Raw genomic sequence first — 25,360 nt, forward strand, 5'->3', positions numbered from 1 at the left:
CTCCCCTCTTTTCAGTTTACGGCCGCAAAACCACGTTTCGTGATCGCAGCCTCTCAGATATTTTTTGAGCGTCGCGCGAGAAAGCGCCGCTGTCCCTGTGTGCCAACCATCTGCAGGATTGGCAGGGTCAGTCGCAGGAGCCAGGGCATCATCAGGCATGCATGTGAGAATGCGCCGTCGATCCTCGGGCGGAAGAATTCTCCCCCACGCCCGGTGCAGGTTTGTACAATGAGTTTGGCAAGGTCATGGGCGGGAATAGGTGTGCTGACGAAGTTCAGAGCCGAGCCACCATCTTCCATTTCCTTCATCAGCATTGGGGTGTCGACGGCGCCCGGAAATATTGATGAGACGCGGACCCCACGCGATTGCAGGTCGAGGCTGACGGAACGGGCAAATCCGCGCAGGCCGAATTTTGTGGCCGTATAAACGCTGTTTCCCCGCAGTGGGAGAATTCCTGCCATCGAGTTTACGAAAACGATGTGGCTACCCTTGTGCATCAGGGGAACCAATTTGGATGTAAGCAGCATCGGAGCCGTAAGATTGATCATCATCTGGGTTTCCAGATGCTCTTTCCGGATGCTTCCAGCCGCCTCGGGATGAATGCTGCCTGCGCAATGGATCAGCGCCTGAATGGGGCGCCCCTGCTCCACCAGTGTGTCTGCCGCCTGCTGGAGAGCATCGGGAAGCATCAGATCACAGGATAGCGGCACGAGGAACTCGCCGTGTCCGGGGAGTTCGGTGTGAAGCTCTTCGGGACGTCTGGTCAGGGCATGGACCTGATATCCATCGGCAATCAGCAGCCCCACAATTTCTTTGCCAATGCCCCCTGTAGCGCCGGTAACAACGGCAACGGGACGCATGCAGGGCGTTCCCTTCTGAGAAGACGCTCTCATGAAAGGTCGGCGGTGGAAGGGAGGAGGCCGTGCAAAACAAACATGAAGGTCAATCTCAGGAAGAGTTTATTGACCGATTGTGTCGCCATGTGTTCGTCGAGGCAAGTTCTTCCCCCTGATCTCCTTATAAAATCGAAGCTATTCTTCGATGGCGGTAACAGTGTCGCCCAGACTTATCCCCAGATCAGGGGACAGGTCTGGGCACCATCATGTGCACCGTTATGGGAGAAAGGTGGATGAATATGCCCGACTCGTTGAGTCCGAAGCCTTTTACCTGTGGGGCGTGGCGTGTGGCTTTAGGTGGCAGCCTGCGGGATGCGGGGGCTACCCACGAGGCGGGCTGGATTACCTACGACTGTGACGTTGGGGGGAACATCTTCCAGCACGACTGATGCTGCGCCGATGCGTGCACCGGCACCGATTTCCAGTCGTCCAAGGATCTTGGCGCCCGACCCGATCATCACGCCCCGGCGCACGATTGGATGGCGGTCTCCGGTCAGCTTGCCTGTTCCGCCGAGGGTAACGTCCTGGAAAAGGGAGACGTCATCTTCCACGATGGCTGTTTCACCAATGACGATGCCGGTTCCATGGTCGATCGTCAGGCGACGTCCCAGCCGGGCTGCCGGATGGATGTCTATTGCGAACAGCTCATTCATCCGGCTTTGCAGATGATAGGCGAGCGGGCGACGTCCCTGATGCCAGAGGTGAAACGCGATACGGTGCGCCTGCACGGCGTGCCATCCCTTGAAGAACAGGAACGGTGTCACGAGGTCCTGACATGCCGGATCACGGTCATATGTTGCAAGAATATCTTCGGCTGCGGCTTCTGCAATTCCCGGATTTTCGCTCATGCACGATGCAACCAGCCGTGTCAGGGCTGCGGCAGGAATGGACCTGTCTGCAAGTTTTGTGCCGAGAAGGGACGAAAGCGCTGACTGGAAGTCAGGATGATCGCCGATATTGGTTGCGAAAACATCCTGGATCAGCGGGTCGTGGCAGGCACAGGCCTGCGACTGCATTTCCGTCCAGAGTGCTTTCAGGTCTGGCGTTGTGTTCATACACCCATGGCTCGTCTGACGAAGGCTTTCCTGAGCGGAGAAATGCGATTCACGCCTGCAATTCCGAAATCGCGAAGGCGCCGCAGGACTGGATTATCGTTCCCGAACAGACGCTCAAGCGCATCCGTCGCAACGAGCATGGCCATGTTGCCGGGCCGTGTGCGGCGCTGGTAGCGCACGAGCAACTCGCGTGAGCCGGGATCTGTGCCGAGCCTGTGAGATTCGATCAGGAGGTCCGCGAGTGAAATGACATCACGAAAACCGATGTTCAGCCCCTGGCCCGCAATGGGGTGAATGCCGTGTGCGGCATCTCCGACGAGGGCAAGGCGCTTGGAAATATAGCTCTGGGCATACTGGGCCGAGAGAGGATAGATCCATCGACGCCCGACCGGCGTGATCGCTCCGAGGTCTTCGTCGCCGAGGCGCGCTGCGATTTCACGCGCGAAAACATCATGTGGCAGGTCATGGAAACGTTGCGCACGGCCTTCGCCTTCTGCCCATACGATGGCAGAGCGGTGCGGGTGCTCGGCCGATGGTGGCATGGGCAGGCGTGCGAACGGACCTTCTGGCAGAAACTGCTCCAACGCCACACCATCATGTGGTTTCTCGTGAGCGATCGTCGCGACGATACCGTACTGGTGATACGGAATTTTCGTCAGGCCAATACGTGCCTGTTCCCGCAAAGGAGAACGACGACCCTCCGCTGCTATTGCGAGCTTTGCAGTTACGGTTGGGCCGGAGGCAAGTCTGATCGATACATGATCATCGTGGAATGTGAAGGTGCCTGTATCGGGCGCACGGACGTCCAGCGTCGGGTATTGTGCGAGGGTACGGTTGATCGCGAGGCGCAGATCACGAGCTTCCACCATCCAGCCGAAGCTTTGGCCGTCTGGTGCGTCATCGCGGCCAAAGTGTAGAAACAGCGGGGAGGGAGCCTCGTGCGGGCGGCCGTCTGCCACGCGGATTTCGTGGATTGGCTGTGCGACATCGGGAAGGTTGTCCCAGATGCCTGCGGCCTGCAGCATAACCCGTGAACCCTCGGCGATTGCATAGGCGCGGCCATCCAGAGAGGGGTCTTCCATTCCGGGCAGGGCCGCACGGTCCAGCACCAGAACGCGCATGCCTTCTGCCGCCAGACGACAGGCCAGTGTCGCCCCAACGGGGCCAGCGCCGTTGATGCACAGATCATAGCGTTCGTTCGTCATCGTGCTCATCTCCCTGCCACTCTCCTACTCCCCGGGCCCGCGTAACGAAAGGGCTGGCATTCAGGTGATGCAACCTCTTGCCTAGATCATTGGGAAACTGGCACGATCTCCGCTATATTTCCCGGACGCCGCCCAGATCGTATGAGGACATCCCCGCTGTGAAGCTTGTTACCGCCATCATCAAACCCTTCAAACTCGATGACGTCCGTGAAGCACTGACGCCACTCGGGGTTCAGGGGCTCACGGTTACCGAAGTTAAAGGTTTTGGTCGCCAGAAAGGCCAGACCGAAATTTACCGGGGTGCCGAGTATCACGTGAGCTTCCTGCCCAAGCTCAAGATCGAGATCGTTGTGGCGGATGCGGTTGTGGAAGATGTCGTGGAGGCTGTGATGGCCGCAGCCCGTACAGGCAAAATCGGCGACGGCAAAATTATGGTGTCCGAGGTGGAACAGCTCATCCGTATCCGTACGGGCGAGACCGGAGAGGGAGCGCTCTGATGCAGTTTTCACGACGTTCCGGCTGTGGAATTCTGGGCAGCGGATTGTTGCTTCTGCCGGGTCTGGCTCTCGCGGCGCCGGACAGCGCTCCTCTTGCAGGAAACGTCGCACCGCCAGTTGCCGCAGTTCCTGCGATTGATACGGGCGACACAGCATGGATGCTCATCAGCACTGCGCTTGTGCTGATGATGACCATTCCCGGTCTGGCGCTTTTCTATGGCGGTATGGTCCGCAAGAAGAATGTTCTGGCGACGCTGATCCAGTCTTTCGCGATCTGCTGCATCGCGAGCCTCGTCTGGATGGTGTTGGGCTATAGCCTGGCATTCTCCACTGGCACTGCGTGGATCGGTGATCTCTCGCACGCGCTGCTGCGTGGTGTGGCCGATCGCTTCACGAATGGTGTCGATGGGGCGTTTACGCTGGGGGCTGGGTCTGCAAACCCCGTGCCGATGACGATCCCGGAAAGCGTCTATCTTCTGTTCCAGATGACGTTTGCGATTATCACACCTGCGCTCATCACCGGTGCATTTGCCGAGCGTATGAAGTTTTCTGCGCTTTGCGTGTTCACGGTTCTCTGGTCGCTTCTGGTGTATGCGCCTGTTGCACACTGGGTCTGGAGTCCGATTGGCTGGGTGGCTGGTCTGGGTGCAGTCGATTTTGCGGGTGGGACGGTTGTTCACATCAATTCCGGTGTGGCCGGGCTGGTTTGTGCCATCATTCTCGGCAAACGCCGTGGCCTGCGCCATGAAGACATGTCTCCGTTCAACCTGACCTACGCCATCATCGGCGCTTCTCTGCTCTGGGTTGGCTGGTTCGGTTTCAATGCAGGTTCGGCGCTGGGTGCCAATGGTCGTGCTGGCATGGCGATGCTCACGACACAGGTGGCCGCTGCGGCCGGTGGCGTTGCGTGGATGCTTGTTGAATGGGCCCGCACAGGAAAGCCTACGGCACTGGGTATCATTTCTGGTGCGATTGCGGGCCTTGTCGCCATCACGCCTGCCGCTGGTTTCGTGCTTCCGGGCGGTGCTGTTCTGATTGGTCTGATTGCGGGTGCGGTCTGTTTCTGGAGCTCGACCATGCTCAAGCATCGTCTTGGATATGATGATAGCCTGGATGCTTTTGGCGTCCACGGAACAGGCGGCATCGTTGGTGCTCTTCTTACGGGGTTGCTGGCATACGGCCCTCTTTCCGCAACCTCCGCAAATCCTGCTGGTACCGTGGGTGGTCTGCATCAGCTCTGGCTTCAGGCCGAGGCTGTGGGTGTCACGATCATCTGGTGCGTTATCATGACGACAGCCATCCTGAAGCTCATTGATGCGCTGATGGGGCTGCGTGTAACGCCGGAAGAGGAACTTGAAGGCCTCGACATGGTTCTGCACGGTGAGCGGATCAATTGATCCCGGTTTTCTGTTAGAGGGGGTAAGCCGTATGCGGCGGCTTTCCTGTCTTCCTTCCTTTCCCGCACAAGGATGTGTCTCATGGCTCTGAGCCGTACACTTGCCCGCCTCTCATGCGCCGCTGCTCTTGTGGCCGGCGCTACTGTCGCCATGCCTGTTCACGCCATGACGGCCAAGGAATGCCGCGCGGCGTTCGCGTCCGCCAAGGCTGGTGGAACATTGAATGGCCAGGCCTACAAGGCCTACAAGGCAGCTCATTGTGGAGATGCGACGTCACCCGCTACAGCGGCAGCTCCGGCAGCTCCGGCAGCTCCGGCAGCTCCGGCAGCTCCAGTGGCACCTGCAACGCCTGCCAAGGCTCCCGTCGCAGCTTCAGGGAATGTCGTGTTCCCGACAGCGATTTCCCCTGAATTCTCCAAGCTTTCTGCGGGGCGTGCCCGTCAGAAAACCTGCGTTGCGCAATACAACGCCAACAAGGCAACGGGCGGTAATGGAAGCCTCAAGTGGATCCAGCGCGGTGGCGGATACTGGTCCGAGTGCAACACGCATCTGAAGGGCGCCCAGTAATGCGCTCTGGGGCTTTTTAAAGCCTCTTGGACCTGTGAGGTTACAACCCCCTCTCCGCTTCTGCGGGGAGGGGGTTTTTTATACGGCAATCTTTAAGGCCGTGTCTCTCAGGGGCATCACGGGATGTGGAGCGATGAAGACGTTGTCTCTGCCGCTACGTTTGGCAGTGTAAAGTGCTGCATCAGCGTGTGAAAGCAGTTCCGGCCAGGACGTGTCCCGGGAGAGCCGGACCGCCCCACCAACGCTGAGCGTGGCCTTCACGGGCTGATCGTTGACCATTACCGTTTCCCGGCTGAAGGCTTCTCTCATCCTGTTCGCGATGATCTGCACGTCCTTGATGCGTGACTGGAACAGGATCGCGACGAACTCTTCTCCACCGACGCGGAAGAAGGATGCTTCCGATGGCAGGGCGTGTTCGCAGATCTGGCTCATCATGATGATGATCTGGTCTCCGGTTGCATGGCCGTAGGCATCGTTGATGGCTTTGAAATGATCGATATCGAGGACGAGTACGGCTCCGGGGCTGTTTGATTCGTCATTTTGTTGCATCCACTCGTCCATTGCCCTGCGGTTGCCTGCGTTGGAAAGCGGGTCACGCAGCGTAAGCTGCCGGTGTTTGGCTGCCACGCGCTCACGTGGAATGGCAATCATGGCGAGTGCTACCATGATGATTTCAATGATGCTGATCAGATTATATGCAGTAATTGCGCGCAGTGTCCGGGGTAAAGATCCGAACGGCTCAGGAAGAAATGGCGTTAGTACTGCCATTGTGAAATAAATTATGACGTATGTAGAAAGTATTCGGTAAAGGTGAAGCTCACTTGTAGAGAGTGTGAGGCTGCTCTTCCGCAGACTCCATGCCGCACACGCTGTATAGCCTGAAATCAGCAGGACACGGGCCGCGCAGCTTATGACGTGGAGGAGCCCGGTTTCACCTGCAAGAATGGATATTGCGAGGTATGGCGCGCAGGGGATCAGGGCCGCGGCCATGCGTGGTTTCCAGCCGACCATGACCCTGATTGCCTGCCACGCTGCGGCATATGCAATCATACACAGCAGATTCGCGACGATAAGCCTCCAGCCGCCTTTATGTATGGCGGCGGCTGTCAGAAACATTGAAGAGACGCCGCCGATCAGGAAGGGGCAGGCGTACCAGAAGGACTGCCTCCGCTTGTCCGTGCTTTCCTCTGCAAGGACGAAGTAGAAACCGAATAACAGGAAAACAATCGTGCTACAGCCAAACAGGGTCGGAGGATCGAGTATCATCGGAGTGAAAATCGGATTCCAGTAGCTCGGGGAGGCTACAGTTCTGGGATTTGGCAGCAACGATGCCGAGTATGGAAACGGGCCGCAATGAAAGGTCTGATAGCACTCTTTTCAGTCATATGGCTGTGGCGCTAGTAATGTTTTGAAACCAAAAAATACAGGATTTTTTTTGCCCGCAGTTAAGAATATTTTTGTTTCCGGTTGGATTAATGAAAAATCCGTTTTGATCCTCTATGTTATGATCACTGTTAAAACATATAAAATATCTGAAAATCAGCGTTTTATGAGTGATTTTCAATCGTTACATTTTCTAGTATTTTAGCCTGTCTGTTTGCGAGAAATATCCTGCCTCCACAGTTTTCGTTTCGGTATCAGGAGAGGGGCGGCAGGGTTCTCTAAAGGATTCTTGGCTTTGAGGGCATGCAGCAAAGTGCTGTATTGGTTTGACGATTGGACAGTTCCATCCGGGAGTGGCGCTCAGCGAAGCTCGGCTTTGAATTTGGTGACTGCAGCGACTGCGCATGCTTCGTCTTTTTCACCACCCGGCGCACCGGAAACGCCAAGGCCCCCCAGAACGCTGTTATCTGCTGCATTTCGTAAAAGGACGCCCCCGGGAACGAACAGAACTTCGGGGATCGTATTCAAAGCCCCATTCGCTGGGCCGGTGACTTTTGCGGCGATCAGTTCGCTGGTTGTGTTTTTGTTGAATGCCAGGCCGTACGCATAGGCAGTGTATGCCTTACGATAGGATACAGACAGCGACTGTAGCGGCACCGTGTCGCCTTTGATGACTGCCTGTTCGTGACCGGTCGTATCCACCACCGTCGCGGTGACTGAATATCCCTGCGCCGCACAGGTTCTGACGGCTTCGGCGGCAAGCTTTTCGGCTGTGGACCAGTCCAGTTTGGGGGTTGTGATGACATGCCCCTGTGCGGGCAGGCCACAGCCAAGTATTGAACCCACCATTAGCGCGGATAATGTCAGTCGATACGCTAGAGACATCGGGTCTGCTCCTGTTCGGGTTCCGGCCTGAAGCATGTGGCCGGAACCTGCGCCTCGCAACGACAAAAACTGTGACGCACGAAATGGTGCGCGGCGAGGGGTGTAGTGCATCAGGCTGGAAAAGCGGGTTGTCCGTTGGAGGCTGAAACCCCGCCGTCTACCGGAAGCATGACGCCCGTTATGTAAGCGGCGTCGGCGCTGGCAAGGAACAGAATGGCGGCTGCCATATCCTCGGGCTGCCCGACCCGCCCCAAAGGCGAGCGGTCTTCGAATTTCTTTACGAATTCCGGGTTTTTTTTCAGCATGTCCGCAGTCATGCCTGTGTGCGTGACGGACGGGCAGATTGCATTGACCCGCACGCCAGAGCGGCCGTGATCAAGCGCCATGGCACGGGTCAGGCTTACGACGCCGCCTTTGGCCGCATCGTAGTACGCAGTGTTCCAGTCGCCGCCGGTGCCTGAGACGGACGCAGTATTGACGATGCAGCCTCGGGTTTCGATCAGGTGAGGAAGTGCACTCCGGCTGACATCGATTGTGCCTGTGAGGGTTGTGGAGCAGACCTTGAGCCAGGCATCGAGGCCGCTGTCGAGAACGGTGCCTGGTGTGGTGACGCCGGCATTGTTCACCACCACATCCAGCCGCCCGAAACGCGCAATGATGGTTTCGATCATCGCTTCGACCTGCAGCGGGACCGAGATATCGGTCAGGGACGTGACAGCATGGAGGGGATTGAGCCCGGATATGGCGCCATCAAGGGCATTTTTGTCGCGGTCTGCAAATATGACGGATGCCCCTTCCTGAACGAAGCGTCGGGCGGTTGCGAGGCCGATGCCGGAAGCTGCTCCTGTTACGAGTACAACCTGGCCAGCAAAGCGTGAAAGACCCTGAATTGGCATGGAATATCCTTTCGTTTGAGAGGTTCTACGTGCAACCCTTGGCAAGGTTCGGAGTCAGTATGGTTTCCATGCATCATGGGAGAGGACCGATGATCGTTCGAGACAAGGCATCACTCTACGGAACAGACGCTGAAGCCCGCGGGGAAGGTTGGGAGACCACGCGCCTTCTGACGGGGCGGGACAGGATGGGTTTTTCGCTGCATGAAACCGTCATCAGTGAGGGTACTGAGCTGCGGTTGCGATATCGTCATCATCGTGAGGCGAATTACTGTCTGTCTGGGGAAGGCGAAGTGCTGGACATTGCCTCCGGTACGACATGGACGCTTCTTCCCGGAACGCTCTATGCGCTGGAACGCCATGACGAGCATATTGTCCGTGCCCTGCGGGGAGACCTGATCATGATCTGTGTCTTCAATCCGCCGATCTATGGCGATGAAGTTCCTGAGACGGGTGGTTATGGCCCGTCACTGATCGGGCGCGAGACACTTTAAGAAAGTTCTGGGACGGGCGTCTTGTCAGTCGTCCGTCCTTCTCAGAGCTATCCTGCAACAGATGACAGGCGCCTTCAGCGGACGAAAATCCGCTCCATCGCATAGGAGAGCCAGATGTCGTGCCGGGCGAACCAGTCCGCACCAAGTAGCATGTCGGCGTGGTCATGCACGGGTGCGACCGTCAGTACGGGGCGTGCCCAGACCATCCCGCCCATGTCGAATCGTTTGAAACGATGCCAGCGATACACGCGCTCATGCAGATCCACCCCCGCCGTCATACCGCCTGGATCCAGAGCCAGCCGCTGGTCTGTCAGGCCCAGCGCGTGTGCGAAGTCCGTACTGACGATATGAGACCGTGCCCCGCTATCGAGCAGGGCTGTGCCGCTCAGGCCATCGAGTGTGAAAGATGCTGTGAGGCGCGCGTCTTGTTTGTGGGCCTCAATAGTCTGCCAGCGTCCTTGCCATGCAGGGGGCGGTCTGCAAGCGCTGGAGCCGAGATGGACCTGCCACAGGATGAGCCGGTGGTGACGCACATCAAATTCCACATCGTAATCCGCGAGGATGTCCCCGCCGATCAAGCCCATAATGCGCGGCTGTATCATGGGAGATCCGGGCAGGGCGCCCACGGGCATCGAGCCGTCTCCGAGATGCAGGCTTCCAAGGCGCAGATCCTGCACCCGCACGTTTGGCGCCAGATGTGGAGTGCCGTTTGGGCCCTGCATGATGGTGTGGTGTGCGGGATCGGAAGAAAGGCGCAGCATCGCCACGCCTTCAGGCGTCATGAGGCTGCCTTCTGATCCTGTGTCAACGATCATGGAGGCATCTTGACCAGCGATCGTGACGGGTATGCTCAGATATCCGCCATCATCACGCAAAGGTAATGTTGCTGCTTCCTGAAGCTGGCAGAGGGCAGGTGCGGCATGAACCGGAATGGGAAGTAGGGCCAGGAGAAACAGGATGATGGCCGGGGAGTGGGTCATTGCGGCGTGATCTTCACGGCTTTTCCTGTGCCCGGGGGTGAGCGTTGCGCCAGACGTCGAGCAGTCGTTTTTCATCTGCCAGCGTATAGGCCTGAGTCGTTGAAAGACTGGCGTGGCCCATGAGTTCCTGAATGGCGCGAAGATCGGCCCCCCCTTCCATCAAATGAGTGGCAAATGAATGCCGCAGGGCATGGGGAGTTGCGGAGTCTGGCAGGCCTTCGCCCTTGCGCCATTCCCGCATCGCACGCTGGGCAACGCCTGCGTTCAGGCGCCCGCCTCGTACGCCACAAAAGAGCGGTGCATCAGGTGTGGGGGCAGGGTGTGCGGCCGTCCATCCCGCGATGGCGTCCTGCACCGCGGGCAGAAGGGGGACAAGGCGTTCCTTGCCACCCTTCCCCATTACCCGAAGCATGTTTTCGCCCGCGTTTGTCAGGTCTCGAATATCGAGCGCTAGTGCCTCCCCGATCCGCAGACCTGTTCCGTAAAGAAGGGTGAACAGTGCTTTGTCACGTAGGGAAGCGAGGGTTGTTTCGGCATCGTCTGAAATGCCACCGGGCGCGGCGAGGGCCTGTTCCCGTCCCAATGGGCGTGGGAGGCGTTTTTTCAGTTTGGGGGTGGCGAGCAGAGAGGGAGAGGGGTTCGAAAGGTCATGTCGTACGGTGAGATACCGAAAAAACGATCGCAGAGCTGAAACGCGACGTGCGCGGGACCGGGAGCGCGAGTCGGCATTGGTGGCACGGCGCGTTGGCTTTTCGCTGCGGGCTGTTTCATGTGCGAGCCAGGCGCGCAGATCCGTGAGTGAGAGGCGGTTCAGTGCCGTGAGGTCCACTTCCCCGCCGATATGCTGTTCGAAAAAAGACAGCGCGAGGACGATATCGTGGCGATAAGCCTCGATCGTACGAGGGCTGGAGCGCTTTTCATGCGCCAGCCAGTCCGTCCATTCACGGAGGGCATCAAGAGCCATCATGGCGTTTCAGGTCCGGGGGCGTTACACACAGTCATGGCAACTGGAAGCCTACCCAAGCCTGACGCCCGGCGAAAGCCGCATCCCACTGGAACCCGCGTTCCGGTGCTTGTCCCGCTGCCTTTTCCCGGCCCGCTGGACTATCTGGCTCCCGAGCCTCTTGAACCGGGGGAGCTTGTTTCCATTCCACTTGGCAAACGCGAAGTGGTTGGTTGTGTCTGGGACAAGACGAGCACGGTGCCATCCGACTTCGCCGCACCTCCGGGGCGCGAGATCGCGCTGGAGCGTCTTCGCCCTGTTGGGGCAAAGCTGGACGTGCGTCCGCTTCCTCACAGCCTTCGCCGGTTTGTGGACTGGGTTGCCGCTTATACCCTGACGCCGCCCGGCCTCGTTCTTGCAATGGCAACGCGTATTCATCTCAAGGACGCTCCTAAACCAACGCTTGGCTGGGTGCGCACGGAAGCTCCTGAGGGCGATCTGCGTATGACGCCGCCGCGGCGCTCAGTCCTCAATGTCGCGTCTGAAATTCCCATGAGCACCGCAGACCTCTCGTCCAAAAGTGGTGCCAGTTCTGCTGTTATTCGGGGGCTCGCGGCTGCAGGGTTGCTGCGGGAGGCTCTTATCCCGTTGATCGCACCTTTTGCCACACCTGATCCCGGGTACGGCGCGCCTGTTCTGTCCGAAGAACAGGCGGAAGCGGCCGCGCATCTATGTCGGCCGGTGCGGGAAAGCAGATTTGAGGTGACGCTGCTTGAGGGGGTCACGGGGTCTGGCAAGACCGAGGTTTATCTGGAAGCTGTGGCTGCATGTCTGGATGAGGGGCGTCAGGTTCTGGTGCTCTTGCCGGAAATCGCACTCTCGGCGCAGTGGACGGATCGGTTCATTCGCCGTTTCGGGGCGGCGCCTGCCGTCTGGCATTCGGATCTTGGGCAGAAGCTGCGTCGAGAAACATGGGCGGCCATTTCTGATGGATCGGCGCGGGTGCTGGTGGGAGCACGTTCGGCGTTGTTCCTGCCGTTCAATGATCTGGGTCTGGTTGTGGTGGACGAAGAGCACGAAAGTGCTTTCAAGCAGGAAGAAGGCGTCATGTATCATGGTCGGGATATGGCCGTGGTGCGGGCACGTCTGGCTGATGCTCCCGCCATTCTCGTTTCGGCCACGCCCTCTCTTGAGACATTGGCGAATGTGGAGACCGGGCGGTATCGCCATGAACTGCTGACGTCTCGGCACGGCGGAGCGGCCATGCCGGACGTTGAACTCGTGGATATGCGTCATGATCCGCCGGAGCGGGGTCTGTTTCTCTCCCCGGTGTTGTGTGAGGCGATTGAAACCACGCTTCGGGCGCAGGAACAGGCGATGCTGTTTCTCAATCGCCGGGGCTATGCGCCGCTAACGCTCTGTCGGGCATGTGGGCACCGGATGCAGTGCCCGAACTGCTCTGCGTGGCTCGTGGAGCATCGTGCTCGCGGTATTCTGACCTGCCATCACTGTGGTCATACGGAACGTTTGCCCAACTCCTGTCCGGAGTGTCATGCGGAGAATAGTCTGGTGCCGATCGGTCCGGGGATCGAGCGGATCACCGAGGAAGCGAAGATGCGCTTTCCCGATGCGAAGATCCTGGTGATGGCATCCGACACGCTGGGCTCCCCTGCCGCTACGGCAGAAGCGGTACGCCGAATATCGGATGGCGAGGTCAATCTCATCATCGGCACGCAGATCGTGGCGAAGGGCTGGCACTTTCCCAACCTGACACTTGTGGGTGTTGTGGATGCGGATCTGGGCCTTGGCGGCGGGGACCTGCGTGCGGCAGAGCGGACAGTCCAGTTACTGCATCAGGTCGCGGGCCGGGCCGGGCGTGCGGAGCGCCCCGGACGTGTATTGCTGCAGAGCTATGTTGGAGAGCATCCGGTCATGACGGCGCTGGTCTCCAATGATTTTCAGGCGTTCATGGATCAGGAGTCGGCGCAGCGTCGCCCAGGGTTCTGGCCACCTTACGGTCGACTGGCGGCGCTGATCATCAGTGCGCCTGATGGGGCGAAAGCGGATGCTCTGGCGCGGGAAATCGCTCTGGCGGCACCGGAATGTGAAGGTGTTCAGGTTCTTGGACCGGCGCCTGCACCGCTTGCGGTTCTGCGGGGACGACATCGGCGGAGGCTGCTGCTGCGGACTGTCAGAGGGATCGCCGTGCAGCCGCTGCTGCGGAAATGGCTAGCCGATATCCGGCCTGCTGGCGGCGCACGCGTGGATGTTGATATCGACCCGATCTCATTTCTCTGAGACCGGGTCTGACGCGCAAGATCAGCCTTCCTTGCGACGACGGAAGAACTGCACGGTTGCGGTCACGACTGTGATGACGGCAAGAATATGCTGGAAATAGGGGCGGAAACGCTTTGGTCCGAACATGGCGAGGGCTGTCATTCCGGCCATGCCAACTTCACGGGCGCGACCCATATGCTGGCAGCAGTTTTTCATTTTGGTACAGCAGCTCTGCTTTTTGGCGACTTCACCGGCAACATTCTGTGCGGTCGGGGTATTGCATTTCTTCATGTGTTTTCTCCTGTCCTTGGGAATCAGGGAATGAACACGCTGGAAAACAAGGGGTTGCCCTTCAGTCTGCCTGACCGTCCACATCTTTTTGTAGTTTTTTGAGCTGATCGTCTGCGTGAGGGGTCTTGGGGTCCAGGAGCAGCACCTGATGGAATGCTCTTAATGCGGCTTCCGGTTCATGGCGTTCACGTTCGGCTTCTGCCAGCAGCGCCCAGGCGTCCGGGTCTCCCGGATCGGCCTGGAGTGTGACCGCAAGATCCGCGACTGCGCCGTTGCTGTCGCCCGCCTCAATGCGTGCGGCAGCTCTCTGGCGGCGTAGTACAGGCTGGTCCGGTTGCAGCGTGATGGCAGCTGTCAGGTTGTCTTCCGCCGTCTGGAACTCGTGCTTTTGCAGGGCATCCTGTGCGTCGGACACAAGCATGCGGACTGCACCCGTGAGAGCGCGGCTTCGGAGTTCTTCAGCATGGTCGGAGAGTTGACGCGCATCCTTTTCGTTCCCGGCCATGGCAAGTGCTTTTTCGGCTGCGAGGAGCCGATCATGCAGGGTTTTGCGGGCGGGTTTTGGATGGGTGTCTGGTGCTTCCTTTGCAACCGGCCTTGCTGATTGTGCAGCAGGTGGTGCGGCGGGAAGCGGCGCACTGGCTTGCGGTTTTGCAACCGCTACTGCCGGGCTGGACAGCAGAACAGCGCCAGCAAACAGCCAGCGCCGTTGTGTCACCCGGCTGTGCAAGGGTTTCAGCCCTGGCGAGCCTTCATGCGTGGGTTCTTCTTGTTGATGACATAGATGCGTCCACGACGACGGACGACGCGGCAGTCCTTGTCACGGATCTTGGCGGATTTCAGGCTGTTGCGGATCTTCATTGCTCAGGCTCTCACGGTGGTGCGGCCCTGACGGACCGGGTTGCAGGGCTGACGTGCCCGCGAAAGAACGGCTCGCATACCGGCCAGCCTCCGGAGAGTCAAGCGGAGTGCGGGTTTCGGGTGCCTGAAGCGCGATAAAAAGTCATAGGCCAGCAGGGCAGAGGAGTCTTTCTTGGTGCCTGATTTTGCCCTAGGGTACCGGAATGAACAAGCGCCTTCTTCTGGCCGCCATGCTGCTGGCCGTCTCCTTTGCTGCTCCAGTCACGGCGCATGCCTCTGATGATGGTGGCGCAAAAACGAATGACGATGATCCCGGCATCAATGCGCAGGGCATTGCCGTCAACAAGATCTTGAAAGTTTTGCAGTCCGATCCCGACTCGGCCAGCGATTCCTGCATCAATGCGCTCAAGGAAATGCATACATCCCAGGATCAGCTCGCCCAGCAGGAAGCCAAGAACAACAATCAGGATCTGGGTGTTGCGCGGGACGTTGTGGCCTCGGACATGGAGGATGTGGCGACCATGTGTGGTGCCGATGCCCGCAGGTTGTGCCGCTCGCCAGACGGCGAAAAGGGAAAGCTCGCTCAGGCCTGTGATACGCTCCCCGACGCAGGGGAATAATTCCAGAAACTTATAAACACATCTCTCGCGGTTTCGTGAGGGGGGCTTTTGTCGTCATCGGGGTAGGGTAACTTTCTCGTCCGTGAAGGAGAGCAAGGGTAGACCTGATGAAACAGCAGAGAATGAAAGAGCCGCCAGTACTGGTCGTGCCCCTTTTCTGATTCTGATGCTTCAGACAGTTTTCAGGCCCGGCTGGCTTCAGTTCAGTCTGCGGACATGGGTCTCCGTTATCGTTGCCCTTTCCGTGGCCTTCTGGGCTCAGGTTGATACGCCTGCCAGCGCGGGCGTGACCGTGATGATTCTGGCACAGCCCCTGCGTGGGCAGGCTCTCTCCAAAGCATTCTATCGTTTGTTGGGAACAGCCCTTGCCGTGGGCGTTTCGATCCTGCTGGTTTCGCTTTTCAGCCAGGACCGGGGGATGTTTCTCGGCGGTGTGGCGCTCTGGGTTTCGGCCTGTGCCTTTGTGGGGACGCTGGAGCGTGACTTCCGCTCCTATGGTGCGCTTCTGGCGGGATATATGGTGGCGCTTGTGGCGGTCGTCAGTGTCGATAAGCCGCAGAATATTTTTGACGTGGCGATGGCGCGCGCTTCTACCGTTGCAATTGGTGTTGTTGCGGTGGCGGTGGTCAATATCATTGCCGCATCTCCACAGGCATGGCGCAAGCTTGCAGATAGCATGGGGCATCTGGCGAACAGGATCCGCCGGATCGGACGCTCAGCCATTATGGGAGAACTCATTCCCTCGACGATGGAAACATCGGCGCTCGCCTCTGAAATCCTCTCCCTGCTGACCCAGATTTCCTACGCACGCACTGAGCTGGACAAGGGGCGCCTGCGTATGGCGGGTGCGCGTCTCAGTATTATCGGGATGCTGACGGTCCTCACATCAAGTCGTGCCATCGCGCAGCTGCTGAAGGAAGGCGGCATTTCGGAGATTGCGATCCACAAGGCGCGGGAATGGCATGAGCGCAAGGAAGACGGTCGAACGCGGCAGGAAACACTTGAAACGCTGCTCATGGAAATCCGAGCCGACGAGCCGGATTATGTGCCGACGCCACAGGATGCTTATTTTCTGGAGCGCTGCTCAACCCTGATCAGCAACCGCCTGCATATTCGCACCGGCATGAACACGCTGCTGCGGGCTGCACCTGCGGGAGAGGCACTCCAACTTGCGCAGCTGGAGCGAAATCCGGACTATATCACGGCCTTTATCAATGCGTTCCGGGTTCTGCTCGGCTTTAGCATTGCGGCAGGGTTGTGCATTAGTTCGGGGCAGCCAATGGCCTATACGGCGCTGTCTCAGGTAGCGCTCGTTTTGACGCTGGCCTCCACAGCGCTCGATACGGCTCAATATGGTAAGGGCGCGATGATCGGAACGCCTCTTGGTATTGCAGCGGCCGCCATTATGGGTTTCTGGATGTTGCCGCATGTGGGAACACTGATCGGGCTCGCTGCTGTTCTGCTGCCCCAGACCATTATCGCCTGTGTTCTGCTCATCAATCCCAAAACCGCGGCCATAGGATTTAACTACGGGGTGTTTTTTCTGGTCTTTCTGGGGCTGGGAAATCATCACAGTTATGACCCGATGGCGTTTATCAGCCGCAACACGTTCTACTTTTTGGCCGCGATCATGTCTTTCATTCTGCTGGTGCTGCTTTGGCCGCCTACGGCAAAGCAGCACCGGTTTAGAGTTGCGGTGGCAATTGCGCGCGACCTTGAAAATCAGCTGGATGGTCGTGGCGAGCCCATGGGGCCACGCCTTCTGAGCCGAAAATATGACCGCCTTAGCCAGTTTCTGTTGTGGACGAAGCGCCTGCCGGAAAAGCGCCGGGCCAATGAGCGGGTTTTCGACAGGTTCGTGGAATTAGAGGACCTTTCCAGCACTCTTGCCCGTGTTCAGCTGTATCTGACGCAGGCTATGGCCGTGAAGGAAATCAGGCCTCTGGTGTGGTCAGCGCGGGAAGCTTTGACCCATGACAGGTTGGGTCTTCTGGAGGCAGAAATTCCGGATCTTCAGCATGAATTTCTTCAGCGGCTATCGCTTTCCAAGCCTCACGAAGTGGTTCTTCTGGTCAATTGCATCGGGGGGCTGGAGGCTGTCCGGCAGAGGCTGCTGAGCACCCGGTATGCAGTTCACCGTTATGGAATAGGGCGAAAGCGGTGGTGAGCATATGAGACAGGTCGTCGATCTTGAAGGCGTGCTCGTCTCGGCCTTCGTCATCAATCTCTTTCTGGCGCTTGTGACGCTTGCGGCCCTGCGCTGGGTGTTCAGCTGGCTCAACCTGTGGCGCTTCGTCTGGGACCCGCCTCTGGCCCAGTTCGGGCTGCTGATCTGCCTTCTTGGCCTGTATACTTTGATTTTGTGAGAAGGCGTTTATTGTGCTTGCTCGTGCCCATCGACTGATCCGACTGATGATAACCCTCGCTATTCTTGTTGTAGCGGCCGTGGTGGCTATCATTTTATGGGACTATTACACGGCTTCTCCTTGGACCCGGAATGGTCAGGTGCGTGCGCAGGTTGCCAATATTGCGCCGCGCGTGTCTGGACAGATTCTGGAAGTGAAAGTGCAGGACAATCAGTTCGTGCACAAAGGCGATATTCTGTACGTCATCGACCCGTTTGACTTTCGAGTGAAGGTGGATACGGCCATGGCGCGCGTGGCCGAGCGCAAGGCGGACATGGATTTCCGTCAGATTCAGGCAGACTGGCGACGTGCGATCCCCGGTGTGGCGGTGTCGCGCGAGGAGAAGCAGCAATACGTCGCGAGTGCCCAGCAGGCGCAGGCACAGTATGAGGGCGCGCAGGCTGATCTTCGGCAGGCCAAGATCAATCTGGAGCGTACGGAAGTTCGCAGCCCGATTGATGGATACATTACGAACCTGATCATGCGGCCCGGCGATTTCGCGACCGCGGGCACGGTGAACATCCATGTGATCGATACGGCGTCATTTTGGGTGGATGGGTATTTCGAGGAAACCAAGATCCATTCTCTCAAGACGGGGGACCCGGTTCGTATGGATCTGATGGGGTTTCATGACCCCCTGTTTGGGCATGTGGAGAGCATCACGCGCGGTATTGCCAGCAACAATGCGCTTGTTAATGCGCAGGGGCTGCCAGCAGTGGACCCCGTTTATACCTGGGTGCGTCTGGCGCAGCGTATTCCCGTGCGTGTGCACATCGATACAGTTCCTCCCAAGCTCCAGCTTGCGGCGGGCATGACGGCGACTGTTACGATCGTGTCGGAGGAGGGAAACCGGCGCCACATGTCCGCGCAGGATGCTCTGCGGCACTTCGGAACGGACATGCGCCATCTGGTAGGGCATCAATAAGGATCATCTGGCCGGATTTCGGAGAGATCCTTGCAAGGCTAATGGCGGTATCGGGAAGCTGCCTCACCCGACACCGCGTTTTGCGCAGCTGGTGCTATCTGCTGATGGCCCATATGGCGAAGGCCTGAACCAGCGCCACCTCCTCAAGACGTTTAAAGCGGCCGGATGACCCGCCGTGGCCTGCATCCATGTTGATGCGGCACAGGAAAGGCCCTCCCGACGCGACTTCACGCAGTCTGGCGATCCATTTAGCTGGTTCCCAGTATGTGACGCGCGGGTCTGAAAGGCCACCCATGGCAAGAACGGCCGGATAGGGTTTCGGCTGGATGTTGTCGTAGGGAGAATAGCTCGCGATCAGATCATACGCAGCCGGGTCTTCGAGGGGGTTGCCCCATTCCGGCCATTCCGGCGGGGTGAGGGGGAGGGAGACATCCGACATTGTGTTGAGCATGTCCACAAATGGCACCTGCGCTGCGATGGCAGCGAACAGTTCCGGGGCCATATTGGCAACAGCGCCCATCAGCAATCCACCTGCCGATCCGCCATGTGCCACGATTTTTCCGGCAGTGCCGTAGCCCTGTGCGACCAGATGATGAGCGCAGGCGATGAAGTCTGTGAAGGTGTTGGGCTTTTTGGTCCCGCGCCCCTCAAGGAACCAGTTCCAGCCTTTTTCCGATCCACCACGGATATGAGCGATGGCGTGGATCCATCCGCGGTCAACCAGGCTCAGGGTTGTGGTGGAAAAGCTGGCATCCATCGCAATGCCATAGGAGCCATAGCCATAAAGAAGGAGCGGGGCCGAGCCATCAAGTTTGGCGCCTTTCTGCATCAGAACCGTGATGGGAACCTGTTCTCCGTCCGGCGCTGTGGCAAAGAGGCGACGTGTTTCGTATTTCGCGGGGTCATGCCCTGAGGGGACATCGCGTATTTTACGAAGGGCGCGTTTACCTGTTGCCATGTCGTAATCATACCAGTGCGCGGGCGTGGTGGGAGACTGGTATATGTAGCGCAGGGTTGTGCCTTCATATTCCAGTGCCCCGAGAAGGGTCAGATCGAATGCGGGTTCGTCCATGCCGATTGTCTCGGCCTGCGCCCGGATGTCGCCTTCAAGACCATCCTTGACCACAAGGATATGAACGTTTCCATCTCTGCGCTCTGCCCATGCCAGATGATTGCGCGAAGCGCTCGCTCCAAGAAGGTAGTGCCCTTCCAGATATGGCACGAAGGGTGTCCAGTTCTCGCGCCCTGTGGCGGTGTCTGGTGTCTGTTTAAACTGGAAATCTACTGCGCCGTCCGCGTTGGTAAGAACGATGAAGCGATCGTTCCAGTGCGTCAGGGAGTAGCGTTCGCCACGAACCAGAGGTGCTGCCACCACAGGCATGGCGGTTGGTGTGGCAGCAGGGATAAGGAGCGTTTCGTTCGTATCGTGGTCGCCGCGTTCGATGACGATCCATTTTCTGGATGCGCTTACGCCGATGCTGAGAAAGAACCCGGGGTCGGTCTCATCAAAGACCAGAACGTCTTTGCCTCCCGTTAATGGGCGGCGATAGATTTTTGACGGGCGGCCATTGTCGTCGCGATAGATCCAGAACAGCCATTCGCTGTCTGGAGAGAGGGCAAAGCTTCCGGTGGTGCTGTCTACGGCCGGGGCACAGAGTTCTCCGGTTTCAAGGTCCTTGACCTGAATGCGGTATACTTCAGAGCCCTGCACGTCTTCTGCGTATACGTAGTAGCGATGGTTGGCAGAATGAGCCGCCTCGGAGAGTGCATAATAGTCATGCTGTTTTGCGATGGCATCCACATCCAGCAATACCTGCTCTGTGCCGCTGCCCCGCGGTCTGCGGCCGCGAAGAGGGTGTTGGGCGCCATCTTCAAAGCGTGAGTAATACTCCCAGGGGCCGTCTGGTACGGGTACGGATTCCTCTGCGGGCGGGACGCGGCCGATCATTTCTTTCAGCAGGTCGGCCCGTAGCGGCTCCATGCCTGACAGAACCGCGTCCTCGTAGGTATTTTCGGCCTTGAGGTGCTCGGCGATATCCGGGCGCAATGCAGCTGGATCGCGTAGGACCTTCTGCCAGTTTTCATCCTTCATCCAGGCATAGGAATCCGTACGGGTACGGCCCAGCTGCTCGGTTACAAGGGGCTCGCGCTTGGGCGATGGCGGAACGGGGAAGGGCTGTTCATTCTGCGTCATGAGGGAAGTGTGGCGCAGATCGCGCGGCTGCTCAATGTGCCCGGCGCAAAGGCTTCAACAGAAGAAGTTTCATCTATGTGAAAGTATATTTTGAACATGTAAAAATATCCATGAAGAAACCATATGCTGCTCAGGATGTTATTCCGACAACGGTTGAAGCATTCCGCCCCTCGTCGGGATACGGTTTCCTCCAGACCGCAAGAATTCGGCTCGAAGCCGAACTGAGTTTGGAAAGGTCATTTTATGATTTCGAATAAATATTTCGGTGTTGCCGCTGCTTGTAGTCTGGCCTTCGCTGGCGTGAGTGCCGCGCACGCACAGGCAACGACACCGTCCGCGCCAAATGCTGCCGTGGTGGTACCGGTTGTTCCGGTCACAACGCCAAATGGTCATCTGGCGGGTCCGACGCAGGGGGCACAGGTTATTGGTGGTGTGAGCGGGGTTGTGACGGCCTCGACGCCGGGCACGCTGGGTATGGATGGTCTGCCCTCCATCGACAACGCACAGGCTGGTAATATCGCAGGCGTTCTGACGTATTGCGATCATCGCAAGCTGGTTCTGGGCACCACACCCCGCAGTGTCGCCCGTCGTCTGGCGTCACGTTCTGATGTGAAGAACGATCAGTTCTATTCGCTTGGCGGTCGTGGGCTGCTTCAAAACGGCACAACCACTCCGTTTGATATCTCGACGCTGCCCAAGGACAAGCAGGTTCTGGTCTGTCAGGCACTCATCAAGAAGGGTCAGGGTTTTGCCAAGTAAGGCAAAAGCCAGCTCTTGAAGACAGAAAGCCGCCCCTCGAAAGGGCGGCTTTTTTGTATCTGCGGCGAGCGGGGTCAATAGCAGCAGGGGCAGCCCCGAAGAACTGCCCCCCTGATTTTGGACGTCGGCTTTAGAAGTTCACGCCTGCCTGCAGGAAGACGTAACGGCCGGTGTATAGATTGCCGTAGAGCGCAGATGCGCTGTTATCTGTGCCGCCTGAAACGAAGGGCGGCTTCTTGTCGAGGATGTTGTTGACGCCAGCCTGGAAGTTCCAGGCGTTGAGGCGATACGTGACCGTCACATCGTGTGAGAAGATACCAGGTGTTTTGGTACGACCCGATGCTGTGGACAGGACGTCGCTTTCGGTGTCGTTCCAGCGCATGCCACCCATGTAGTTCATCATGTAAACGACGCCGACGCGGCCATGCTGCCAGCCGACCGTCGCATAATCGCGGACGCGCGGGTTGCCCGTTCCGTTGTTGTAGAACATGCGGCCTGCATAATTGTACCACTTGCCACCAACTTCGTTCTGCTGAAGGTAGCTGACGAGCTGCTGGAAGTTGTTGGACAGCGTCAGGACATCATGCTGTGTGACGCGGATACGGTAGTCGAGGTCGAAGTCGATGCCGCTCGTCTTCAGGCCGCCGATGTTGTCGTAGAGTGCTGTGACGGAGTTGAGCTGGTTCGTGCTGGCAACGCGGTTGATGTCGCTGCAATAGCTCGTGTTCTCACCCGTGTAGCACTGGTTCATGATGTACTGGCTGCTCAGATACGTGATCATGTTCTTGAGCGTGTAGTGCCAGTATTCGACGGACGCGGAGAGGCCGGGGATCCAGTGCGGCGTGACGGTTGTGCCGAAGGTGTAGGTGCGGCCGGTTTCGGGTCTCAGCTTGCTGTTGCCGCCGAACAGGGTCGGGACCTGGCTGGAGGATGCGGAAACGAATTTGGAGCTGTCGATCCCCTGGCGCGCGCAGTTTGCGGCAACGGTTGCGGATTGTGCACCATACGTGCCGACCTGGCCGCTGTCGCAGGGATCGGTTGCCGATGCGTAACCGAGGCTCTGACCACCATACAGTTCATAGACGTTTGGCTGGCGATAGGATGTGCCGAGCGTTGCGCGGAAGCGGATGTCCTGAACGGGAGCCCAGTTGATCGAGGCTTTCCAGTTCTTGGTGTTGCCGAATGTGTTGTAGGACGAGTAACGACCCTGTGCGTCGATGGTCAGATCCTTCGCGAGGAAGGCATTGTGCAGAAGCGTTGCCTTTCCTTCGAGATAGCCTTCCGTGACGTTGAAGCCGCCGCCCGTATAGGATGCAGAGTTCGTCAGTGTCTGGCCGGACTCAACAAGCGCATCCGGGTGGTATGCCAGTTGCTCGCCACGATGCTCCATGCCCATCGCGATACCGAGATTTCCGCCGTTCTTCCACGGCATGCTGACAACATGGTTGTTGTTGATGCGCAGGTTCAGGTCACGGAGCTGGTAGTAGTAATGATCGTGGGATGTGTAGTTCGAATAGTTCGCAGCTTCGGAGGAAAGCTTATTGAACGGGCTCGAAAGAACGCACCCTGCGGATGCATTGCACACGGCTGCGCCTTCATAGGTCAGGCCGCTATCGGGGTTTCCCGGCTCGGTCTGGGCAAGGCCGTATGTCTGGAGCAGCTTGGAATAGTTACCGACGCCTGATGTCTGCGCCATGACCTGATTCCACCCGTAGGTGTAAGACAGGTCATATTTCCAGCCATGCGTGATGTCACCCTGTGTGCCGATCTTGGCGGTATAGGTGTCAGTTGCCGTCTGGTTTTCACGGTTTCCCCACTCGCCCATGCGCTTGTACATGACGGCGTCTTCGCCGAGCGTATTGTATGGAGCATTGGCCGGGATCGTGATGGATGTCGGCAGGGTGGACGGATAGATGCTTCCCGAGACGGGGATCGGCGCCATTTCCGTATTCGAATTACGGTGCGAATACAGGAAGTTGGCATAGGGCATGAAATAGCGGTTGACGTCGTAATGAGCGTCAAACGACAGGGTTGCGTCCTGCAGGCCGTTCGTCAGATTCTGGTTCGCGCCATAATTGTAGCGGTCTGCCTTGGAGAAGTTGTGGAATGTGCCGTCGCCGTTTGGCACGTTGTCTGCCGTGTCGGTGATGAAACGGCCTGCTGTCGGAATGGATGAGCCGTAGCTTGGAGATTGGCCCGGAGCGACAAGGCCTGAGACGACCGGGTTCGCCCATGAGCGGCTGCTCTGGCGGATACCGCTCTGCGACATATAGGATCCGGCAATTGTGACGTTGCCTTTGCCGTGATCGAAGTTCCAGCCTTTGTAGCCGGAAATCATGCCGGTCTGGCCATCGCCACGGTCGCTGATGCCACCGCGGATCGTGATGTTTGCGTCGCTCAGATTGTGCTTGAGCTTGATGTTGATGACGCCGGAGACTGCATCAGCGCCATAAAGCTCCGAGCCACCATCTTTGAGGATTTCAACACTTGCGACCTGATGAACATTGATCGTGTTCATGTCGAAGCAGCTGGAAGATCCATCCATCGCAGCGCGCTTGCCATCGATGAGGACGAGGACGCGCTTCTGGCCCAGGTTGCGAATATCGGAGCACGATACGCCGCTGGTGCCGTTGGTCTGGCTGTTTGTTGTGCCGGAAGAGCCCATGGAGGGGAGGCGTTGCAGATAGTCACCCAGCGTGGTGGCGCCTGTCTGCTCGATCTGCTTGCTGGTCACGATCTGGACCGGGTTCGCATTCGAGTTGTTGGATGTGCTCAGTGCTGAACCCGTAACGACCACGTTTTCTTCGCGGCTGCTTTCCACAGGGGCAAGTGCTGCGCGGGCGCGGGTGGTTGTGGCGGCGTGCAATGGCGCGGCAAGCGGGACTGCTGCGGTTGTCGTGGCTACGGGCGTAGCGGCGGTAGGTGCTGCGGTCTTTTTTGCGGAATGCTTTGTATGGTGCGTTACGCGCGCGGAGTGATCAGCGGTAACGGTCTGGGCAGCGGCTTCTGTCGCCCATGCCAGACCTGAAGCCAGGACGGAGGCGCACAGGAGCAATTCCTTGCGTTGGTGAAGGAGCATGTAAAGAGACTCACTTGTAAGGTGTTTCTCTTATAAAATTTTCAAATATAAAATTTGTCCAGATTAAATTGTTCAGTAAAAAATGTATCTTATGATGTGTTGCATAAACAACATAATCTCGCTTTGGTATGTTTCTGTATTGAAATACCAGAAACAATTAAATATATTTCTTACTGATGAATAGAAATACTTTGAATGAAATGTTTTGAATTTATTTCTTATGATTTCTAATTCGAAAGTATTTTCAAGAGTGATCGCTTAGCGAAAAAGGCAGATTAAATGGTATGAAACGGTGGAAAACAGTGGAGCATTTCATGACAGATCTTGTTGGTTTGTATGGCATCAAGGCCTGCGATACGATGAAGAAAGCCAGGCTTTGGCTTGACGCTCACGACATTCCTTTTGTCTTTCATGACTACAAAAAGGAGGGTGTGAGTTCTGAGAAGCTGCGGGCATGGATAGCAGTCGTCGGCTGGGAAAAGCTGATCAATCGCGCGGGTACGACATTTCGCCAGTTACCCGAGGAGCTGAAGGTGCAACTGGATGAGGCACGAGCCATCGAGTTGATGGTCGCTCAGCCATCCATGATCCGTAGGCCCGTTCTTGAAGCTGGCGAACTGCTGATTGGATTTCGACCGGACGAGTATGCCTTGTTTTTTCAGAAGAAGAGTTGAACCGAGGGGCTTAGTTCCACGATCGGCATCTGTCTGAAGCTGTCGGGCAGTCAGAAAATGTACCTTGTCGCATACTGAAA

The 25,360-nt window shown here is 57.8% G+C and carries 24 protein-coding genes; 11 read left to right on the forward strand and 13 right to left on the reverse strand.

The genetic code is table 11. The features are described from left to right. Positions 1-53: 53 nt before the first annotated feature. The 3 genes from GWA01_RS08810 to GWA01_RS08820 all read right to left on the reverse strand — a co-directional run bounded on the left by GWA01_RS08810 (position 54) and on the right by GWA01_RS08820 (position 3,165). Complete coding sequence (locus tag GWA01_RS08810) at positions 54-860, reverse strand: SDR family NAD(P)-dependent oxidoreductase (protein WP_228118509.1); 807 nt, start codon at positions 858-860, stop codon at positions 54-56. Between the two features lie 329 nt (positions 861-1,189). Continuing rightward, entirely contained in the window at positions 1,190-1,951 is a 762-nt protein-coding gene (cysE, locus tag GWA01_RS08815) for a serine O-acetyltransferase (protein WP_146796506.1), read from the reverse strand. Continuing rightward, positions 1,948-3,165 carry a UbiH/UbiF/VisC/COQ6 family ubiquinone biosynthesis hydroxylase gene (locus tag GWA01_RS08820; protein ID WP_146796509.1) on the reverse strand — a complete coding sequence of 406 codons (1,218 nt, stop codon included), beginning with the start codon at positions 3,163-3,165 and terminating at the stop codon, positions 1,948-1,950. Before GWA01_RS08820 ends, cysE begins: the two co-directional genes overlap by 4 nt. Before the next feature lie 149 nt (positions 3,166-3,314). Here GWA01_RS08820 and GWA01_RS08825 point away from each other — a divergent pair, with 149 nt between their 5' ends. From GWA01_RS08825 to GWA01_RS08835, 3 genes are all read left to right on the forward strand, one after another. Further along, a complete protein-coding gene (locus GWA01_RS08825; RefSeq protein ID WP_186819523.1) occupies positions 3,315-3,653 on the forward strand; it encodes a P-II family nitrogen regulator in 339 nt (112 codons plus the stop codon). Further along, positions 3,653-5,050, forward strand: coding sequence for an ammonium transporter (locus GWA01_RS08830; protein WP_146796512.1), 1,398 nt, complete (start codon positions 3,653-3,655; stop codon positions 5,048-5,050). Before GWA01_RS08825 ends, GWA01_RS08830 begins: the two co-directional genes overlap by 1 nt. A 72-nt stretch (positions 5,051-5,122) precedes the next feature. Beyond that, positions 5,123-5,617 carry a hypothetical protein gene (locus GWA01_RS08835; RefSeq protein ID WP_371858435.1) on the forward strand — a complete coding sequence of 165 codons (495 nt, stop codon included), beginning with the start codon at positions 5,123-5,125 and terminating at the stop codon, positions 5,615-5,617. Positions 5,618-5,695: 78 nt separating this feature from the next. On the opposite strand, the gene GWA01_RS08840 is transcribed toward GWA01_RS08835, so the two are convergent. From GWA01_RS08840 to GWA01_RS08850, 3 genes are all read right to left on the reverse strand, one after another. Further along, on the reverse strand, positions 5,696-6,883 hold the full coding sequence (locus tag GWA01_RS08840) for a GGDEF domain-containing protein (RefSeq protein WP_146796518.1): 1,188 nt from the start codon (positions 6,881-6,883) through the stop codon (positions 5,696-5,698). Between the two features lie 477 nt (positions 6,884-7,360). Further along, a complete protein-coding gene (locus GWA01_RS08845; protein WP_228118559.1) occupies positions 7,361-7,849 on the reverse strand; it encodes a GlcG/HbpS family heme-binding protein in 489 nt (162 codons plus the stop codon). 146 nt (positions 7,850-7,995) lie between these two features. Beyond that, the gene (locus GWA01_RS08850) at positions 7,996-8,781 is read right to left on the reverse strand and encodes a meso-2,3-butanediol dehydrogenase (RefSeq protein ID WP_146796524.1); all 786 of its coding nucleotides are present in this window, start codon (positions 8,779-8,781) and stop codon (positions 7,996-7,998) included. Positions 8,782-8,870: 89 nt separating this feature from the next. Between GWA01_RS08850 and GWA01_RS08855 the strand changes: the two genes are divergently transcribed. Further along, positions 8,871-9,272, forward strand: a complete 402-nt coding sequence (locus GWA01_RS08855) for an ectoine synthase (RefSeq protein ID WP_146796528.1) — start codon at positions 8,871-8,873, stop codon at positions 9,270-9,272. A gap of 74 nt (positions 9,273-9,346) precedes the next feature. On the opposite strand, the gene GWA01_RS08860 is transcribed toward GWA01_RS08855, so the two are convergent. After that, complete coding sequence (locus GWA01_RS08860) at positions 9,347-10,252, reverse strand: retroviral-like aspartic protease family protein (protein WP_146796534.1); 906 nt, start codon at positions 10,250-10,252, stop codon at positions 9,347-9,349. A gap of 13 nt (positions 10,253-10,265) precedes the next feature. Continuing rightward, entirely contained in the window at positions 10,266-11,219 is a 954-nt protein-coding gene (locus GWA01_RS08865) for a tyrosine recombinase XerC (RefSeq protein ID WP_146796540.1), read from the reverse strand. A 33-nt stretch (positions 11,220-11,252) separates the two neighbouring features. Here GWA01_RS08865 and GWA01_RS08870 point away from each other — a divergent pair, with 33 nt between their 5' ends. Beyond that, positions 11,253-13,493 carry a primosomal protein N' gene (locus GWA01_RS08870; RefSeq protein WP_146797732.1) on the forward strand — a complete coding sequence of 747 codons (2,241 nt, stop codon included), beginning with the start codon at positions 11,253-11,255 and terminating at the stop codon, positions 13,491-13,493. A gap of 21 nt (positions 13,494-13,514) precedes the next feature. On the opposite strand, the gene GWA01_RS08875 is transcribed toward GWA01_RS08870, so the two are convergent. The 3 genes from GWA01_RS08875 to ykgO form a co-directional block, all read right to left on the reverse strand. Continuing rightward, entirely contained in the window at positions 13,515-13,763 is a 249-nt protein-coding gene (locus GWA01_RS08875) for a hypothetical protein (protein WP_146796544.1), read from the reverse strand. Positions 13,764-13,824: 61 nt separating this feature from the next. Beyond that, positions 13,825-14,481, reverse strand: coding sequence for a tetratricopeptide repeat protein (locus GWA01_RS08880; protein WP_244945718.1), 657 nt, complete (start codon positions 14,479-14,481; stop codon positions 13,825-13,827). Between the two features lie 17 nt (positions 14,482-14,498). After that, complete coding sequence (ykgO, locus tag GWA01_RS08885; RefSeq protein WP_146796558.1) at positions 14,499-14,624, reverse strand: type B 50S ribosomal protein L36; 126 nt, start codon at positions 14,622-14,624, stop codon at positions 14,499-14,501. Between the two features lie 203 nt (positions 14,625-14,827). Between ykgO and GWA01_RS08890 the strand changes: the two genes are divergently transcribed. From GWA01_RS08890 to GWA01_RS08905, 4 genes are all read left to right on the forward strand, one after another. After that, entirely contained in the window at positions 14,828-15,244 is a 417-nt protein-coding gene (locus GWA01_RS08890) for a hypothetical protein (RefSeq protein ID WP_146796564.1), read from the forward strand. Between the two features lie 82 nt (positions 15,245-15,326). Further along, positions 15,327-17,411, forward strand: coding sequence for an FUSC family protein (locus GWA01_RS08895; RefSeq protein WP_244945719.1), 2,085 nt, complete (start codon positions 15,327-15,329; stop codon positions 17,409-17,411). 4 nt (positions 17,412-17,415) lie between these two features. Continuing rightward, positions 17,416-17,610 carry a DUF1656 domain-containing protein gene (locus GWA01_RS08900; RefSeq protein WP_146796569.1) on the forward strand — a complete coding sequence of 65 codons (195 nt, stop codon included), beginning with the start codon at positions 17,416-17,418 and terminating at the stop codon, positions 17,608-17,610. Between the two features lie 13 nt (positions 17,611-17,623). Beyond that, the gene (locus GWA01_RS08905; protein WP_146796574.1) at positions 17,624-18,574 is read left to right on the forward strand and encodes an efflux RND transporter periplasmic adaptor subunit; all 951 of its coding nucleotides are present in this window, start codon (positions 17,624-17,626) and stop codon (positions 18,572-18,574) included. 94 nt (positions 18,575-18,668) lie between these two features. On the opposite strand, the gene GWA01_RS08910 is transcribed toward GWA01_RS08905, so the two are convergent. Next, positions 18,669-20,768, reverse strand: a complete 2,100-nt coding sequence (locus tag GWA01_RS08910; RefSeq protein ID WP_146796578.1) for a S9 family peptidase — start codon at positions 20,766-20,768, stop codon at positions 18,669-18,671. Positions 20,769-21,011: 243 nt separating this feature from the next. On the opposite strand from GWA01_RS08910, the gene GWA01_RS08915 reads away from it, so the two are divergent. Then, a complete protein-coding gene (locus GWA01_RS08915; protein WP_146796584.1) occupies positions 21,012-21,527 on the forward strand; it encodes a DUF2501 domain-containing protein in 516 nt (171 codons plus the stop codon). Positions 21,528-21,657: 130 nt separating this feature from the next. Here the strand turns inward: GWA01_RS08915 and GWA01_RS08920 are convergent, their stop codons facing one another. Further along, the gene (locus GWA01_RS08920) at positions 21,658-24,606 is read right to left on the reverse strand and encodes a TonB-dependent receptor plug domain-containing protein (RefSeq protein ID WP_146796587.1); all 2,949 of its coding nucleotides are present in this window, start codon (positions 24,604-24,606) and stop codon (positions 21,658-21,660) included. 314 nt (positions 24,607-24,920) lie between these two features. On the opposite strand from GWA01_RS08920, the gene GWA01_RS08925 reads away from it, so the two are divergent. After that, positions 24,921-25,280, forward strand: a complete 360-nt coding sequence (locus tag GWA01_RS08925) for an ArsC family reductase (protein ID WP_146796590.1) — start codon at positions 24,921-24,923, stop codon at positions 25,278-25,280. The last annotated feature ends 80 nt before the right edge of the window (positions 25,281-25,360 follow it).

The sequence above is a fragment of the Gluconobacter wancherniae NBRC 103581 genome, assembly GCF_007988885.1.
Classification (GTDB): domain Bacteria; phylum Pseudomonadota; class Alphaproteobacteria; order Acetobacterales; family Acetobacteraceae; genus Gluconobacter; species Gluconobacter wancherniae.